Origin of the sequence: Pseudonocardia sp. DSM 110487 (assembly GCF_019468565.1) — a bacterium.
In the GTDB taxonomy this organism is placed as follows: Bacteria; Actinomycetota; Actinomycetes; order Mycobacteriales; family Pseudonocardiaceae; genus Pseudonocardia.
Genome location: NZ_CP080521.1, coordinates 2,292,475 through 2,308,228 on the forward strand (window position 1 = coordinate 2,292,475; position 15,754 = coordinate 2,308,228).

Below are 15,754 nucleotides of genomic sequence, written 5' to 3' on the forward strand. Positions count from 1 at the left end.
CGATTCCTCATTCACCAGTCGTGCACAGAGCCGTCGAGCCGGCGGGCGACGGGCAGGTAGCGCGGTTCGTAGGGGAACCGGGCGGCGGCCTCGGCGTCGTACTCGACGCCCAGACCGGGCTCCTCGGACGGGACGAGCATCCCGTCGGCGAATCGCACGCCGGAGCGGAAGACCTCCATCGTCTCCGGTGCGTGCGGCATGTACTCCTGGATGCCGAAGTTGGGCACCGCGGTGTCGAGGTGCACCGCGGCGGCCAGCGTGACCGGCGACAGGTCGGTGGCGCCGTGCGAGCCGGTGCGCACCTGGTAGAGCGCCGCGAGGTCGAAGATCCGCCGCAGGTGGGTGATGCCGCCGGCGTGCACGACCGTGGTGCGCACGTAGTCGATCAGCTGCTCGGTGATCAGCTGTTGCACGTCCCAGATCGAGCTGAGCACCTCCCCGACGGCGATCGGGGTGGTGGTGTGCCGGCGGATCAGCCGGAACGCCTCCTGGTTCTCCGCGGGCGTCGGGTCCTCCATCCAGAAGAGCCGGCACTCCTCCAACCGCTTGCCGAACCGGGCCGCCTCGATCGGGGTGAGCCGGTGGTGCACGTCGTGCAGCAGGTGGAAGCCGAACCCGAAGCGCTCCCGCACCGCCTCCAGGTAGGTCGGTGCGAAGCCGAGGTAGGCCTCGGTGTCCCATGGTTGCTCGTCGGGCAGCGCAGTCGAGGCGGGCTCGTAGATCCCCTCGCCCTTGCGGACGCCGTAGGTGCCGCCGACGTCGGGCACGGCGGCCTGCGCCCGCACCGCGCGGTAGCCGAGGGAGAGGAAGCGCTCGACGTCGTCCAGCAGCGATGGCACGTCGGCGCCGCTGGCGTGCGCGTACACCATGACGCCGTCGCGGGACCGGCCGCCGAGCAGCTGGTACAGGGGCAGGCCCGCGACCTTGCCCTTGATGTCCCACAGCGCGGTGTCGACGGCCGAGATCGCGGTCATCGTGACCGGGCCGCGACGCCAGTACGCGCCCTTGTAGAGGTACTGCCACATGTCCTCGATGCGGGCCGGGTCACGGCCGGCGAGCAGCGGGACCACGTGCTCGCGCAGGTAGGCCGCGACCGCCAGCTCACGGCCGTTCAGCGTGGCGTCGCCGAGACCGGTCACGCCGTCCGAGGTCGTGATCCGCAGCGTCACGAAGTTGCGCCCGGGGGAGGCGACGAACACCTCGGCCCGTTCGATCCGGCTCATCCACAACCTCCTTGTCGCGTAGTACTGATATACAAGCAGATGTCGCGCACGGGGTGCAAGGGTCGATAGGCTGGCGCGGTGGCGCAGCCGACCCGGCGGACCAGCCGCAGAACGGTCTACGAGACCCTGCGGCGCAAGGTCCTGACCCTCGAGTTCCCGCCGGGATCCGCGCTGTCCGAGAACGAGCTCGCCGCCCAGCTCGGCGTCAGCCGCACGCCGGTGCGGGAGAGCCTGATCCTGCTCGCGGAGGAGGGCCTCGTGCAGGTCTTCCCGCAGGTCGGGTCGTTCGTCTCCCGGGTCGATCCGGCCCGGGTGGCCGACGCGCAGTTCCTCCGCGAGGCCGTCGAGCTCGCCTCACTCGAGGACCTGCCACCGGAGCTGGATCCCGACCTCGTGCGCGAGTTGCGCGAGAACCTGGCCGAGCAGCGGCGGCCCCACCTGGACGTCGAGGAGTTCTTCGCGCTCGACGAGGCCTTCCACCACGCGCTGCTGCGCCTGGCCGGGCATGGCAACGCATGGGCGACGGTCGTGTCGGCCAAGGGGCACCTGGACCGGGCCCGCAGGCTAGGGCTGCAGGCGACCGCGCCGCCCGCGTTCACCGACCAGCACATAGAGATCTTCGAGGCTGTGCTCGCCCGCGACGTCGGCGCGGCACGGACGGCCATGCGCGCCCACCTGCGGGCCGTCTTCGACGACGTCGAGCGCATCCGGCGGCGCTCGCCGGAGCTCTTCGCCCGCAACGTGGACTCGGTGCCGGTACGCCGCAACGTGGTGGTGTGGGAGTAGGCAGCGCCGATCAAGCGCCGATCAGCGCACGGCGGCGGTGAGAACGACCGTCGTGCCCCGGTTGTCCGGACCCGGCCGCACCTCGAGCCGCCCGGCAAGCGCTTCGGCGAGCATCAGCCCGCGGCCCTCCTGCCCGGTGCGGAGCGCAACGGCCGCTGGGCAAGGACCGCGGTCGGTGACCTCGCACCGCACCTCTCCGTTGACCGCCAGCGCCATGAGGTGTCCCTCGCCCCCACCGTGCAGGACCGCGTTGGTCACGACCTCGAGCACGGCGTGGACGAACGCGCCGAGCGCCGGTTCCCTCAGCCCGGCCCGCTGCAGCGTCGCGGCGAGCCGGACGCGCACGAGCGGCAGGTCGGGACGGGTGAAGCCGAGATCCAGCAGACGTTCCGTGTTCATGCCACGCCGGCTGCGCTTCCCGCGTCGCTCCCCACGACGAGTTCCATCTGCGGCACGGCGTCTGCGCCGAGCCCGCGCAGCACCATCTCCAGCGTCCGCGTGCAACGGATGACGAGCCGGTCGCCCGCGGGGAGCGACGCGGCGAGATCGATCAACATCCAGGCGCAGTGGGCGTCCAGGTAGCACATGTCGGCGAGATCGAGCTCGAAGTGGAGCGGCCCCTGGTCCGGGCGCCGGGCCAGCGCTTCTCCCAGGATCCGGGTGAACTCCGCGCGCGTCCCGAGCTCCGCGGACCCCGCGATCCGCGCGCGGCCGGAATGCCTGCTGACCTCGAGCGAGCCGAGGCGGTCGATCACCCGGATCGGATGGATCCGGCGCGCGCCGGCCAGCATGTGCTCGCTGAACCGCTCCCGGTCGTACCAGCACAGCGCCGCGAAGGGGAACGACGCGAAGAGCTGCTCCGCCGAGCTCTCCCACGCCATCAGCTGCTCGTCGCTCCAGCCGGCCCGCGGCGACCACCCCATCGAGATCGTGACCCGCAGCGCCCGGTAGCCCTCGTCGACGGCCTGCGTGGCCGTGGCGGCGTAGGCCTGCCGGGTGCGGTCGGCATCGAAGTGCCCGTCCGGGAAGTAGAGAGGCGTGTTGCGGGCGATGACGAACTGCCCGCTCTCCCGGGCGGCATCCGCGATGCCGGTGCCACCGTCGAGGCGGGCGATCGCCTCGTCGTCGTTCAGATCGTCCGGGTCGAGGATGAGCATCACCTTCTCCCTGCGTGCCAGCCCTAGCTGCGCGAAGGCAGTCAGCACCTCCCATCTGGCATCGACGTCGACGACGTCCATGCACGAGTGGTCGCCAGGACGCAGCAGCTCCACCGGGATGGACCGATCCGCAGGGTGCTCGATCACCGGGATTCCTCCCTGCTCACCGGCGTAGCACCGGCCGAGAGCCCCAGAGCGTAGCGAGCGCCGTACCCGGCTCGTAGCCCGTCCGGCGGCTCTCACGCGGATGGCGGCACCGCGCGGCTCACGAAGCCGCGCCGCTCAGCCGCGCTGGGCCAGCGCGAACGGCAGCACCGCCGATGCACCGGCGCGTCGCAGCAGGCGGGCGGCGACAGTGGCCGTCCAGCCGCTGTCGATCACGTCGTCCACCAGCAGGACCGGCCCGTCCGGCACCGGGAACGCGGGCGGTTCGAACGCGGACCACACCGCCGCGAGCCGCTGCGGGCTGTTGGCGTGCTCCTCGGGGCGAGGCCCGGCCGGGGCGAGGGTGCCGATGAGGGGAAGGCGGCCGATCTCGGAGATCCGCCGGGCCAGGTGGTCGAGCTGGTGGGGACGGGTGCGGGAGCCGATGCCGACCACGCCCACCGGTCGTTCCGCCCAGCCCCATCCGGCGAGCACGCGCACGCACGCGTCGAGCACGTCGCCGGGGACGGGCGCGTCATCGCCTCCGACCAGCTCGCGCAGCCGGGTGCCCCACCCGATGTCGGACAGGCGCCCGATCACCCGGCCCGGCGCGGCGAGCTCGCCCGCCGGGATCCGGCCCGACGCCGCGACGCCCAGCTCCGCCATGCCGCTCGGCCACTGTTTGCGCGGCGCGACCTCGACGCCCGGCCGGCTGATCCGATCTTGGGCCGCCGCGGCCGCGCCCTCGTCGACGTCGGTGCTCCATGCCGGGGTGGTGCAGGTGTCGCAGCGGCCGCACCGCTCGGCGGCCGGGTCGTCGAGCTGCCTGCGCAGGAACTGCATCCGGCAGCCGGTGGTGTCGATGTACTCGAGCATCGCCTTCTGCTCGGCGCGGCGCGCCTCCGCGATGCGCTGGTGGCGATCCCGGTCGTAGACCCACTCCTCGCCGGTGGCCACCCACCCGCCCTTGACGCGGCGCACGGCGCCGTCGCTGTCGAGCACCTTGAGCAGCATCTCCAGGCGGGTGCGGGACAGGTCGACGCGGGTCTCGACGGCCGCGGTGGACAGCGGCGCGTCACCCAGCACGGCCAGGGTCTGGCGCACGAGCGGCTCCGGCGGGAACGCGAGCGAGGCGAAATAGGCCCAGATGTCGCGGTCCTCCCGGCCGGGCAACAGCACGACCTCGGCCCGCTCGACGGCGCGGCCCGCACGGCCGATCTGCTGGTAGTACGCCACCGGCGACGCGGGCGCCCCGAGGTGCACGACGAACCCGAGATCGGGCTTGTCGAACCCCATCCCGAGCGCGCTGGTGGCCACGAGCGCCTTGACGCGGTTGTCGAGCAGGTCGCCCTCGGCGGCGAGCCGCTCCCCGGGGTCGGTCTTGCCGGTGTAGGAGGCGACGGGGTGGCCGCGCTCGCGCAGGAAGTCCGCCACTTCCTCCGCGGCCGCGATCGTGAGCGTGTAGACGATGCCCGCGCCCGGCAACGCGTCGATGTGGTCGGCGAGCCAGCCGAGCCGTTGCGCGGGCGTGGCGAGCGGGACGACCGAGAGGCGCAGGCTCTCCCGGTCGAGCGAGCCGCGCAGGACCAGCGGTTCCCCTGATGCGAGCCCGAGCTGCTCCGTGACGTCGACGACCACGCGGTCGTTCGCGGTGGCCGTGGTGGCGAGCACGGGGATACCGGCGGGGAGCTCGGCGATGAGCGCGCGCAGGCGCCGGTAGTCGGGCCGGAAGTCGTGGCCCCAGTCGGACACGCAGTGGGCCTCGTCGACGACGAGCATGCCGGCGCCCGCCGTGAGCCGCGGCAGCACCCGGTCGCGGAAGTCGGGGTTGTTGAGCCGCTCGGGGCTCACCAGCAGCACGTCGACCTCGCCGTCCGCGACCGCGGCGTAGGTGCGCTCCCAATCGCCGGTGTTGGCCGAGTTGACCGTGGCGGCGCGGATGCCGGCCCTCGCGGCGGCGTCGATCTGGTTGCGCATGAGCGCGAGCAATGGCGAGACGATCACCGTGGGCCCGGCGCCTTCGGCCCGCAGCAGCGCGGTGGCCACGAAGTAGACCGCCGACTTGCCCCACCCGGTGCGCTGCACCACGAGCGCCCGCCTGCGCTCGGCCACGAGTGCGTGGATGGCCGTCCACTGGTCCTCGCGGAGCCGGGCGCCCGGGCCCGCGAGCGTGGCGAGCACGGACTCGGCGCGGTCACGGAGATCCGAGGACACGGTGGAGGTCATGGGCCCATGGTGGACGAAGGGACTGACAGCCGTTCGCGCGGGCGAAGGTGGCCGGTTCGAGTCCTGTCGGTGTCCGGTGGTCGTTGCTAGCTTCGGATCACAGGGCCGACGGGGGTTCGGCCCTGGTTGGGGGAATCGGATGAAGGACACCGTGAGCACGCCCGCGTTCGGTACGAGGGTCACGTTCATGGGAACGAGGGTGACGTTCCACTAGGGGAGTCCAGCATCGAGGCACGGCGCCCGCGCCGCGGGCGCCGTGCCGCTGCCCGGGGGGAATTATCACCGTCTACCGCCGCGTCGTCGCGGCGTCGGGGCTCGCCAACCTCGGTGACGGCGTCCGGCAGGTCGCGCTGCCGCTGCTGGCCGCCGCGATCACGCGGGACGCCGTGCTCGTCGCAGGGCTCACGGCGATCGCGTACGTGCCGTGGATGCTGCTCGGCCTGCCCATCGGCGCTCTCGTCGACCGCAGCCGTCCCGAACTGTTCGTGCTCGGCGCCGCGGTGGCACGTGGCGTCTTGTTCGGCGCGCTCACGCTCGCCCTCGTGCTCGACGTCCGGTCGATGGCGCTGCTCTACGCCGTCGCGTTCCTGCTCGGCGTCGGCGAGGCCGCGTACGACAACGCGAGCCAGTCGCTGATCCCGCGCGTCGTGGACGACGCCGACCTGGAGCGGGCCAACAGCGCGCTCGTGAGCGTGGAGCGGCTCGGCCAGGACCTGATCGGGCCCGCGGTCGGCGGTGTCATGTTCGCCGCGGCGGCGTCGCTCCCGTTCGCGGTGAGCGCGGCGGCGCTGCTCGTCGCCGGGGTGCTCGTCACCGGGTTGCGGACGCCCGCGCCAGTGGTCGAGGGCAGGCCAACGCCACATGCGGTGCTGCGCGAGGCCGCCGAGGGGATGCGGTGGCTCCTTTCCGCCCGGTTCGTCCGCACGATCATCCTGACCGGTGCGGGCCTCACGTTCTTCACCCAGACCTGGGAAGGGCTGCTCGTCCTGCTCGCCGTCGGCCCGATGGGCACGTCCGAGACGGTGTTCGGACTGATCCTCGCCGGTGGTGCGGTCGGCGGGATCGTGGGCGCGATGCTCACCGCTCCGCTCGTGCGCCGGTTCCCGCAGCGTGCGCTCCAGATCGCCGCGCTCGCCGTGGCCGCGGGGGGCAACTTCGTGCTCGCGGCGTTCCCCACGCCGGTGCTCGCCGCCGTCGTGCTCAGCACCACCAGCTTCTCGTTCGCCCTGTGGAACGTGCTGTCGGTGACGATCCGCCAGCGCCTCGTGCCGGCCGCGGTGCTCGGCAGGGTCAACGCGGCCAGCCGGACGCTCTCGATGACGGCGGCGCCGCTCGGTGCGCTGGCCGGCGGCGGGCTCGCGGCGGCGCTGGACCTGCGTGCGCCCCTGTGGGTCAGCGGGCTGGCGATGGTGGTGATCACGGGGCTGTTCGTCGTGGCCACCCGGGACGTCGCCGTGGTCGGGGACCACAACTGACGGACACCGCGAACGTGTGGAGTCACCCGGACGGGGAATCCGATCGGCATGAGCAGCCCCCTATGGCCCTTCGCGGTGCGGCGGTGCACGCGATGCACGAGGGAGGCCGTCGTCGTGGTCGCCTCGGACGACGGATCCGGAACCGTAGCGGCCTGTTCGGAACACCTGGAGTGGGCGTTCTTCCTCGGCGTCGACGAGTGGAGCGGTCGCCGCGCGGCGTGACCTTCGCGTGCGGTGGAGGCACGATGGTCGGGTGAATCTGCCGCAGCCTGCGCTCTTCGGCTCGGTCGACGAGGTCGCCGAGCGCCTGGCGGGCGTCGGCTACCTCGCGTCGACGGCCGTCGCCACCACCGTGTTCCTCGCCGACCGGCTCGGCAAGCCCCTGCTCGTCGAGGGTCCGGCGGGCGTCGGCAAGACGGAGCTGGCGAAGGCCGTCGCCGAGTCCACGGGTTCCGGGCTCGTCCGTCTGCAGTGCTACGAGGGCATCGACGAGGCGCGCGCGCTCTACGAGTGGAACCACGCCAAGCAGCTGCTGCGCATCACGGCGGGCCAGGGGCACGAGTCGTGGGACGCAACCCGCGACGACGTGTTCTCCGAGGAGTTCCTGCTGCCCCGCCCGTTGCTCACGGCGATCCGGCGCACCGAGCCGACAGTGCTGCTGGTCGACGAGATCGACAAGGCCGATGTCGAGGTCGAGGGCCTGCTGCTGGAGGTGCTCTCCGACTACCAGGTGACGGTGCCGGAGATGGGCACGATCCGCGCGTCGCGACGGCCGTTCGCGGTGCTCACGTCCAACTCCACGCGCGAGCTGTCGGAGGCCCTCAAGCGGCGCTGCCTGTTCCTGCACCTCGACTTCCCCGACGCCGACCTGGAGCGGCGGATCGTGCTCAGCCGGGTGCCCGAGCTGCCGGAGGCGCTGGTGGACGCGCTGGTGCGCACGGTTCGCGTGCTGCGGGGGCTGGAGCTGCGCAAGTCGCCCTCCGTGGCCGAGACGATCGACTGGGGACGCACGTTGCTCGCGCTCGGGATGGACACCCTCGACACCGACGCGGTGCGCGCCACCCTCGGGGTGGTGCTCAAGCACAGGTCGGACGCGGAGCGGGCGGCGAGGGAGCTGCGGCTCGACTAGGGCGCGTATCGCGTTGTGATCAATGAGTACCGCAGCTTCCGGGCCGGGAGCCCCGTCGGGGGTACGGGGCCGGCGATCTGCGGCTGCGCCGTGTAGGCGCGAGCGACCCGGAAGCGATTCCGCAGGCAGGCAGGCAGCGGGGCCAGAGGACCCCGGCCGTGCCCCATCCGGGATGGTGCGTCAGAGCATGGCGAGCCGGTCCACCAGCAGCTCCGTCCTGCGCTCGGTGTCCTCTGGCGGGAGCCGTCCCGCTCGGGTCAGGGTGGCCAGTCCGTGCAGGGACGCCCAGAACGTCTCGGTGAACAGCTCCGGGCGCACGCCGTCCCCGGCGACTTCGCTGAGGCACTCCAGCAGCGCGGCGAAGGCGTCCTTCAACGGTTCGGGGGTGTCCTCCTGCGCGTACGCCAGGCCGCCGTCGAGCTGGAACAGGGCGTCGTAGACCGCCGGATGGCGTTCGGCGAAGGCGAGGTAGGCACGGGCCAGCGCGGTGACCCGGGCACGAGGGCCGACGGCGGCGGCGGTCGCGGCCCGCATCGCCACGGCCATCTCGGAAGCGCCCTGCAGAGCCACGGCGCCGATGATCTCGCGCTTGCCGCGGAAGTGGCTGTAGAGGACGGGCTGGCTGTATTCGATGCGATCGGCGAGTCGCCGGGTGGTGACTGCGTCCCAGCCCTGCTGCTCGGCGAGTTCGCGGGCCGTGGCCACGATGAGGCGCTCGCGGCTGACCCGTTCGCGCTGCTTGCGGTCCTGTACCGACATGATTCGATCCTAGCACTGCTAGACAATCGAGCGACAGCAGTGATAGCGTTGCGACATCATCTAGCAACGCTAGATCCCGGGAGGGGTCATCATGCTCAGTGCACTCGAGGTCGTCACCATCGTGGTCGTCGGCGTGATGGTGGGGGTGGAGTTCTCCGTCCCCTTCTTCAGCAACCCGATCCTCAACGCACTCCCCGGCGACAACGGCCTGCGCGGCCGCGTCCACGGGGCCCGACTGGGCGGCGCCGTGATGCCGTTCTGGTACATCGGCTCGCTCGTCCTCGTCGGGGTCTGGGCCGTCGCCGGATGGGACGACGATGGCGCCGGCCTCGTCGTGACCGCCGCCGCGCTGCTGATCGTCAGCGTGCTCATGTCGATCCTGGTGCTCGTCCCGATCAACAACCGGGTCAAGACGTGGACCGCCGGCAGCCGGCCGGCCGACTGGAAGGAGCAGATGAAGCGCTGGGACCGCTGGCACTACGTCCGCGTCGCCGTCATCATCGCCGCCTTCGCCTGCCTGGCGGCCGCCCTCACCTGAGCCCGCGGGCCGGTTGCGCACGTGTCATGAAGACGATCTACCGGGTCGAAGATCAGCGTGAGGGGAAACTCGCTCATTGATCGCGACCCGATACGCGCCCTAGGACTTCCCCGAAACCGCGCAAGCGCTGACCGACCGGGGTGCACCGCAGCGAGCGCGACGCGGCGGCCGCCCGCGTGCTGGCCGGGGGAGCCGACCGCGACGTGGAGCAGATCCGCGGCGAGATCCGCGACTTCAAGCAGGCGACCACGGCGAGCTTCAACGCCATGCGCGAGGGCATCGGCGACCTGCGAACCGAGATGCGCAACGGGTTCGGCGAGGTGGACCGCGGGTTCAACGAGATGTGCGGGCGGTTGGACGCCACCGCCGCAGGGATCGAGCAGATCGCCCGGATGCTGGAGCGCGGCGAAGGCGAGCGCTGACCCGGGTTTTTCACCCGAACGTAACTCCGATCGGCCCTGACCAGGCGACACTGGGTGAACCGCTCGGTTCAACCTGAGGAGTCGCCGTGACCGACCTCGACCTGGCCGCCTTCACCGACCTCGGCGTCTTCACCCCCGCCGACGGCCCGGACGCCGCCGAGGCCTGCTACCGCCGCTGGGGCTTCGTCGTGCTGCGCGACCTGGTGCCGCCCGAGCTGATCGACGAGCTGGAGGCGGAGTGCGTGGCCGCCCAGCGCGGCGTGCTCGCAGGCGACCTGGACGCGCGGTACGGCTCGACCAAGTACCTCGACGACGAGTCGAAGGTCGAGAGGTTCGTCAACTACGTCGAGCACGTCGAGGAGCTCGCCCCGACGATCGGCACGACCCTCGCCACCCCCGCGCTGGTCGAGCTGGTGGGCCGGATCCTCGGTACCGACTTCTGGCCGGGGCGGGGCGGCGTCGTCTACCAGGACGCGCGTCCGGGCCGCGAGTCCGGCTACACGCGGATCGGCTGGCACGCCGACTGGCAGGCCGTCCCGCACCTGGACATCTGGCCGGGCACCGCGTTCACGATCCACGTCGACGGCACCAGCCCAGCCAACGGCTTCCTGCGGGTGGTGCCCGGCAGTCACCTGTGGGCCACGGCCTCGCCGTTCGAGAACATCAACAACGTGGCCGTTCCCGACGGCACCCCGCCCTCCCGCGGCTACACCGAGGTCCCGCCACCGGCGCCGATGCCGCTGGGTTTCGAGAAGATCCGCGGCGAGATCCCGGTGTACGTCGAACGCGGCGACGTGATCCTGCACGACGCCTACTTGTGGCACTCCGCCGCCCGCGCCACGGACGACGACACGATGCGCCGCCACGTCCGAGGTGGCTGGCACGGTGGCGACCGGTCGCTGATGGACCGGGAGACGGGATTCGTGAAGAACGCGGCCCGCTGAACATCGGACGAACGGCACTCTCGTCCGATAGGCCTGGACGAGAGTGCCGTTCGTGTATCCGTACAACCTTGCGTTCACGGCGTGGAGCGTTGCACGCGTCGGGGCTCGTTGATCCACGTTGCGATGGACCGACGGTAGCCGGCGGGAATGTTCAACCCGTCGATCTCACCCGCGCGGAAGAGTCCGATCTCCTTGTGCTCGTTCGAGAGCACCGGCTCGATGTCGGTTTCCGGGAAGCAACCGTACGTCACGATGAAGACGTGCTTCTCGGCCACGTTGATGTAATACATCCACGTGTCGAGAATCGGACCCGTCCGCACTCTCCACCGCGTCTCTTCGAAGATTTCGCGAGCAACGCACTCCTCCGGAGTTTCGCCGATCTCGATCCTCCCGCCGGGTAACTCCCACTCGTCGCGTTCGTTCTTGAGCAGCAGCACCCTGTCGGCAGGGTCCAGTACAACCCCCTTGACGGAGATCGAGAACTCGGACGGGCCGGGCGGAGACGGCGACACAGCCGGTCACGCCGCCGTCGTCAGCCACTCCTCCACGTGGTCCACCGACTCCGCCATCAGCTCGGGGGGTGCGCCCGAGCCGACCAATGACGACCGCGCCAGCTGGGCGAGCTGCTCGTCCGAGAGGCCCATGGTGTCGCGCACCAGCTCGTACTCGGCGAGCAGGCCGGGGCCGAAGAGCAGCGGGTCGTCGCCGTTCAGCGAGCACCGCACCCCGGCGTCGAGCAGCTTCACGAGCGGGTGCTCCTCGATCGAGGGCACCACGGCCAGCATCACGTTGGACGTGGGGCAGACGTCGAGCACCACCTCGTCGGCGGCGAGGCGCTCCACCAGTGCTGGGTCCTCCACCGCGCGCACGCCGTGGCAGATCCGCCGCGCGCCCAGTGCGTCGAGTGCGCCGTAGACGCTGGCGGGGCCGGCCAGCTCGCCCGCGTGCGGGGCCGAGATGAGCCCGGCGTCGCGGGCGATGCCGAACGCCTCGGCGAACGGCTCCGGCGGGAACAGTGCCTCGTCGGCGGCGAGGCCGAACGCCACCACGCCGGACCCGGCGTACTTCGCGGCGAGCAGGGCCAGGTCGACGGCCTGGGCCACCTCGAAGTCGCGCAGCGCCGAGACGACCCACCCGCACCCGATTCCGCGGGCGGCGGCCGCGCGCTCGCCCTCGTCGATGACGATCTCCAGCACCTCCTCGGCGGAGCCGAGTTGCCCGGCGTAGCGCGGCGGGTAGAAGTGCGGCTCCACCCAGACCGCGCCGTCGTCGGCCGCGTCGTCCACCACCTCGCGGACCACGCGCCGCAGGTGTGCCTCCGTCTCGATCAGCGCCGACGCCGCGCGGTACAGCAGACCGAACTCCCCGAAGGAGGTGTAGCCCCGGACCGAGGGGGTGGGCACTCCGGCGTCCGCTGCCAGCTCGGCCAGCGTGGACGGCCGCATCGCGCCCTCCAGGTGCAGGTGCAGGTGGGCCTTCGGGAGCTGCCGGAGATCGCGAGGCATCAGATGGTCGACCTTCCCTGGAACACGGCATCGAGCACGCTGGTGTCGATAATGCGCGAAACGTCCGGAAGTGGGGAGACGCCGGCGGCGGCGTAGGCCGTGTACATCGGGCCGGAGATCCGTTCGGGGTCGACGCGGAAGAGGCCGTTCGCCTGCGTGAGCTCGCTCTGCGTGTACGGGATCTGCAGCTCGTTCTCCCGGGTCTGCTGGGCCAGGTCGAGGCCGAGGTCGGCGCCGTAGTTCTCGACGGCGAGCCGCGCCGCGACGGACGGGTCGGCGGCGTTGTCCTGCCAGCCGCGGATCGTGGCGCGCATGAAGCGCTCGACGACGGGCCGGTTGGCGTCCAGCCACGAGCGCTGGCTGCACAGCATGCTCGCGTACTGCGGCAGGCCCAGCTGTTCGTAGGTCGTGACGAAGAAGTCGCGGTCGGCGACCATGCCCTGCTGCTCCAGCATGATCGGCTGGTTGGTGGCGAAGCAGGTGTAGACGTCGCCCTGTCCCTCCACGAGCGGGCTGGGCTCGTAACCGACCGGGATGAACTCGTAGTCGGCGGCCACACCGGCCAGCCGCATTGCCGCCTCGACGTAGGGCTGCACGCCCTGCTGCCCGAGCACCCGCGCGCCGACGGCGTCCCGGGCGGTGCGGACCGGGCGTGCCGCGAGGGACAGCCACGCGGCGGGCGAGTTCTGGAACATCGTCCCGTACGCGACGAAGTCGTTGCCGTCGTTGACGGCGGAGATGAACTCCTGCATCGCCACGGGGATGGCGATCTCGGCGCCGCCGGCAGCGAGGGTCTGCGCCGTCCGCGGGGCGTTGGGCCCGCCGGGGAGGAACTCGACCTCGAGGCCCTCCTCCGCGTAGTAGCCGCGGTCGTCGGCGATCCAGAAGCCGGCGAACTCGACGTTGCTGATCCAGCCGAGCGCCACCCGCAGGGATGTGGTCCCGCCACCGCCGGTCGGCGCCCCGGTGTCACCGCCGCCTCCGCTGCAGGCGGCGGTGAGGCCGAGGCCTGCGAGGCCGGCCGTGTGCAGGAACCGGCGGCGGGACCAGGTGGGCATGCGATCTCCTCGGGGTGGGATCAGGTGAACCGGGCGACGCCCCAGCGCTCGACGGCGCGGGCGGCCACGAAGGAGGCGACGGAGACGGCGGTCGCGACGAGCGCGGTGCCCCACGCCCTGTCGACCTGGTAGAAGCTGACCGACTGCGCGAACAGCGTGCCGAGGCCGCGCCCGCCCATCAGGTACTCGGCGAGCATCGCGCCGAGCACCGCAGTCGACGCCGTCAGCCGGAAGGCCACGAGCATGCCGGGCACGGCGTGCGGGAGGAGCAGGCGCCGCAGCAGCGTGAGCCGGGAGGCGCCGAGCACGGTCATGAGGTCGGACGTGGCAGCCGGCGCGTCCCGCAGCCGGGCGCCGACCAGCACGAACGCCGGGAAGAACGAGACGACGCTCGTGATCACGAGCACGGTGGTCCAGCCGTAGCCGAACACCCTGGCCAGCACCGGGATCATCGCGACGACCGGCACCGAGCGCATGATCAGCGCGACCGGCGTCATCATCCCGGACACGACGCGAGACGACCACACCGCGACGGCCAGTGCGGTGCCGAGCGCCATCCCGACGGCGAGCCCTGCCGCGGCCATGCCTAGCGTCCACGCGAGGTCCGGCAGGTACACGCCGACGTTCGCCACGACGTCGCCGAACACGCTGACCGGCCCGGGCACGACGATCCGGTTGAGGCCGGACAGCGACGAGTACAGCTGCCACGCGACGAGCAGCGCGAGCACGGTCCAGTAGCGCGAGATCACGAGAATCTCCGGTTCACCACGCCGCGTAGCGCGACGAGCAGCACGTAGGCGAGCAATGAGACCGCGGCTGCGGTCAGCGCCGCCGCCCACAGCTGCTCGACCTGCAGGTTCTGCATCGAGCTGACCAGCAGCACTCCGATGCCGCGCCGGGCCCCGAACCACTCACCGATCACGGCGCCGAGCACCGCGGCCGGGGCCGCGAGGGTGAGCCCGTCGACGATCAGCGGCACGCCCGCGGGCAGCTGCAGCCGCAGGAGCGTGACCAGCCGCCCGGCGCCGAGCACGGTGAACACGTCACGCTGCGCGTCGTTCGTGGCGGCGAGCGCGGACGTGGCCGCGATGAACACCGCGAACCCGGCGGCGAGCGCGGCCACCAGCGTCGGGGTGGCGTCGCGGCCCGCGATCGTGATCAGGAGCGGGCCGACGGCGATCAGCGGCACGGCGTGGAGCACGGCGGCCAGCCGGTCGAGGCCCGGTGCCGTGCTCGGCAGCAGCGCACCGACCGCCGTGACCAGCAACGCGACGATCGTCCCGAGCGCGAAGCCGGCGCCAGCGGCCGCCCCGGTGGCTGCCAGTGCCCTCCCGAGCAGCTGCCGCGCCGGTGGCTCGGTCAGGAACAGCAGCACCTCGCTGATCGGCGGCCACCCGACCCCGCCCAGCCCGGTCCGTCCGATCACCTCGGCCAGCGCCAGCACCGCGAGCATGCCCGCAATGGCGAGCCAGCGGTCGGTGGCCCTCACTGCGCCGCCTCGGGGTCGTCGAGCAGCGCGGTCAGCTCGTCGACGATCGCGTGGAACCCCGGGTCGCGGGTGACCTCCGTTCCCCGCGGGCGCGGGATCCGGATCTCCTGGACGTGCCGCACCCGGCCCGGCCGTCCCGTCATGACGACGACGCGGTCGGCGAGCAGCACGGCCTCGTCGACGTCGTGGGTGACGAGGAGGGTCGTGATCCGCTGTTCGGCCCAGATGCGGGCGAGCTCGAGGTTCATCCGCCGCCTCGTGACCGCATCGAGAGCGCCGAAGGGCTCGTCGAGCAGCAGGACGTCGGGCTCGAGCGCGAGCGCGCGGGCGATGGCGACGCGCTGGCGCATCCCGCCGGACAGCTGCCGCGGCCGCGCGTCCTCGAAACCGCCGAGCCCGACGAGCTCCAGCAGCGCCGAGACGCGTTCGCGGTCGACCGCACGTCCCGCCACCCGGAAGGGCAGCGCGACGTTGTCGCGGGCGGTGGCCCACGGCAGGAGGGCGTGTTCCTGGAAGGCCACCCCGAGGCGGTGGCTGCGGATCAGGTCGGCAGGGCTGGCGCCCTCTACCGCCACTTCGCCCTCCGTCGCCTGTTCCAGGCCCGCGACCAGGCGCAGCACCGTGGACTTCCCGCAGCCCGACGGGCCGAGCAGCGCCACGAACTCGCCGTGGCCGATCTCGAGGTCGAGCCCGTCGAGGGCCCGCACCGTCTCGCCCCGGCGCAGCGGGAAGTCCTTCACGATGCCGGTCAGGGCGATCGCGGTGGCAGTGCTGGGGCGGGTGAGCATGCAGGCGGCTCCGGGGTGAATCGCGCGGTTCACGCCACGCTATGGAGCACTGGTTGCTGGCGTGTTGCGCACGCGGCGCCCGCACGTAACGCCTGCCGCCTGGATTACGGT

General features: G+C 72.0%; 17 protein-coding genes. 6 read left to right on the forward strand and 11 right to left on the reverse strand.

The annotated features are described in order from the left end of the window. Window positions 1-11: 11 nt before the first annotated feature. Window positions 12-1,223: a D-mannonate dehydratase ManD gene (gene manD / locus K1T35_RS10465; protein ID WP_220259966.1), complete on the reverse strand. Its 1,212-nt coding sequence runs from the start codon at window positions 1,221-1,223 to the stop codon at window positions 12-14. Window positions 1,224-1,301: 78 nt separating this feature from the next. Between manD and K1T35_RS10470 the strand changes: the two genes are divergently transcribed. Then, window positions 1,302-2,009, forward strand: a complete 708-nt coding sequence (locus tag K1T35_RS10470) for a GntR family transcriptional regulator (protein WP_220259967.1) — start codon at window positions 1,302-1,304, stop codon at window positions 2,007-2,009. Between the two features lie 21 nt (window positions 2,010-2,030). Here the strand turns inward: K1T35_RS10470 and K1T35_RS10475 are convergent, their stop codons facing one another. From K1T35_RS10475 to K1T35_RS10485, 3 genes are all read right to left on the reverse strand, one after another. Beyond that, the gene (locus K1T35_RS10475) at window positions 2,031-2,408 is read right to left on the reverse strand and encodes an ATP-binding protein (RefSeq protein ID WP_220259968.1); all 378 of its coding nucleotides are present in this window, start codon (window positions 2,406-2,408) and stop codon (window positions 2,031-2,033) included. Continuing rightward, complete coding sequence (locus K1T35_RS10480) at window positions 2,405-3,313, reverse strand: MEDS domain-containing protein (RefSeq protein WP_220259969.1); 909 nt, start codon at window positions 3,311-3,313, stop codon at window positions 2,405-2,407. The genes K1T35_RS10475 and K1T35_RS10480 overlap by 4 nt, the downstream gene beginning before the upstream one ends. Before the next feature lie 135 nt (window positions 3,314-3,448). Continuing rightward, the gene (locus tag K1T35_RS10485; protein ID WP_220259970.1) at window positions 3,449-5,536 is read right to left on the reverse strand and encodes a RecQ family ATP-dependent DNA helicase; all 2,088 of its coding nucleotides are present in this window, start codon (window positions 5,534-5,536) and stop codon (window positions 3,449-3,451) included. A 278-nt stretch (window positions 5,537-5,814) separates the two neighbouring features. On the opposite strand from K1T35_RS10485, the gene K1T35_RS10490 reads away from it, so the two are divergent. Beyond that, window positions 5,815-7,011, forward strand: coding sequence for an MFS transporter (locus K1T35_RS10490; protein ID WP_255622577.1), 1,197 nt, complete (start codon window positions 5,815-5,817; stop codon window positions 7,009-7,011). Between the two features lie 259 nt (window positions 7,012-7,270). Further along, complete coding sequence (locus tag K1T35_RS10495) at window positions 7,271-8,140, forward strand: MoxR family ATPase (protein WP_220262511.1); 870 nt, start codon at window positions 7,271-7,273, stop codon at window positions 8,138-8,140. A 180-nt stretch (window positions 8,141-8,320) separates the two neighbouring features. On the opposite strand, the gene K1T35_RS10500 is transcribed toward K1T35_RS10495, so the two are convergent. After that, entirely contained in the window at window positions 8,321-8,899 is a 579-nt protein-coding gene (locus K1T35_RS10500) for a TetR/AcrR family transcriptional regulator (protein WP_220259971.1), read from the reverse strand. A 91-nt stretch (window positions 8,900-8,990) separates the two neighbouring features. On the opposite strand from K1T35_RS10500, the gene K1T35_RS10505 reads away from it, so the two are divergent. The 3 genes from K1T35_RS10505 to K1T35_RS10515 all read left to right on the forward strand — a co-directional run bounded on the left by K1T35_RS10505 (window position 8,991) and on the right by K1T35_RS10515 (window position 10,803). Then, the gene (locus tag K1T35_RS10505) at window positions 8,991-9,437 is read left to right on the forward strand and encodes a DUF1772 domain-containing protein (RefSeq protein WP_220259972.1); all 447 of its coding nucleotides are present in this window, start codon (window positions 8,991-8,993) and stop codon (window positions 9,435-9,437) included. Window positions 9,438-9,577: 140 nt separating this feature from the next. Beyond that, the gene (locus K1T35_RS10510; protein WP_220259973.1) at window positions 9,578-9,859 is read left to right on the forward strand and encodes a permease; all 282 of its coding nucleotides are present in this window, start codon (window positions 9,578-9,580) and stop codon (window positions 9,857-9,859) included. Between the two features lie 86 nt (window positions 9,860-9,945). Then, complete coding sequence (locus K1T35_RS10515; protein WP_220259974.1) at window positions 9,946-10,803, forward strand: phytanoyl-CoA dioxygenase family protein; 858 nt, start codon at window positions 9,946-9,948, stop codon at window positions 10,801-10,803. A gap of 74 nt (window positions 10,804-10,877) precedes the next feature. On the opposite strand, the gene K1T35_RS10520 is transcribed toward K1T35_RS10515, so the two are convergent. The 6 genes from K1T35_RS10520 to K1T35_RS10545 are packed head-to-tail and all read right to left on the reverse strand — an operon-like array spanning window position 10,878 to window position 15,643. Beyond that, a complete protein-coding gene (locus tag K1T35_RS10520) occupies window positions 10,878-11,315 on the reverse strand; it encodes an NUDIX domain-containing protein (protein ID WP_220259975.1) in 438 nt (145 codons plus the stop codon). 6 nt (window positions 11,316-11,321) lie between these two features. After that, on the reverse strand, window positions 11,322-12,308 hold the full coding sequence (add, locus tag K1T35_RS10525; RefSeq protein WP_220259976.1) for an adenosine deaminase: 987 nt from the start codon (window positions 12,306-12,308) through the stop codon (window positions 11,322-11,324). Continuing rightward, window positions 12,308-13,366 carry an ABC transporter substrate-binding protein gene (locus K1T35_RS10530; protein WP_220259977.1) on the reverse strand — a complete coding sequence of 353 codons (1,059 nt, stop codon included), beginning with the start codon at window positions 13,364-13,366 and terminating at the stop codon, window positions 12,308-12,310. Before K1T35_RS10530 ends, add begins: the two co-directional genes overlap by 1 nt. A gap of 20 nt (window positions 13,367-13,386) precedes the next feature. Then, a complete protein-coding gene (locus K1T35_RS10535; RefSeq protein ID WP_220259978.1) occupies window positions 13,387-14,115 on the reverse strand; it encodes an ABC transporter permease in 729 nt (242 codons plus the stop codon). Further along, entirely contained in the window at window positions 14,112-14,855 is a 744-nt protein-coding gene (locus tag K1T35_RS10540) for an ABC transporter permease (RefSeq protein ID WP_220259979.1), read from the reverse strand. The genes K1T35_RS10535 and K1T35_RS10540 overlap by 4 nt, the downstream gene beginning before the upstream one ends. After that, window positions 14,852-15,643 carry an ABC transporter ATP-binding protein gene (locus tag K1T35_RS10545; protein ID WP_220259980.1) on the reverse strand — a complete coding sequence of 264 codons (792 nt, stop codon included), beginning with the start codon at window positions 15,641-15,643 and terminating at the stop codon, window positions 14,852-14,854. Before K1T35_RS10545 ends, K1T35_RS10540 begins: the two co-directional genes overlap by 4 nt. Between the last annotated feature and the right edge of the window lie 111 nt (window positions 15,644-15,754).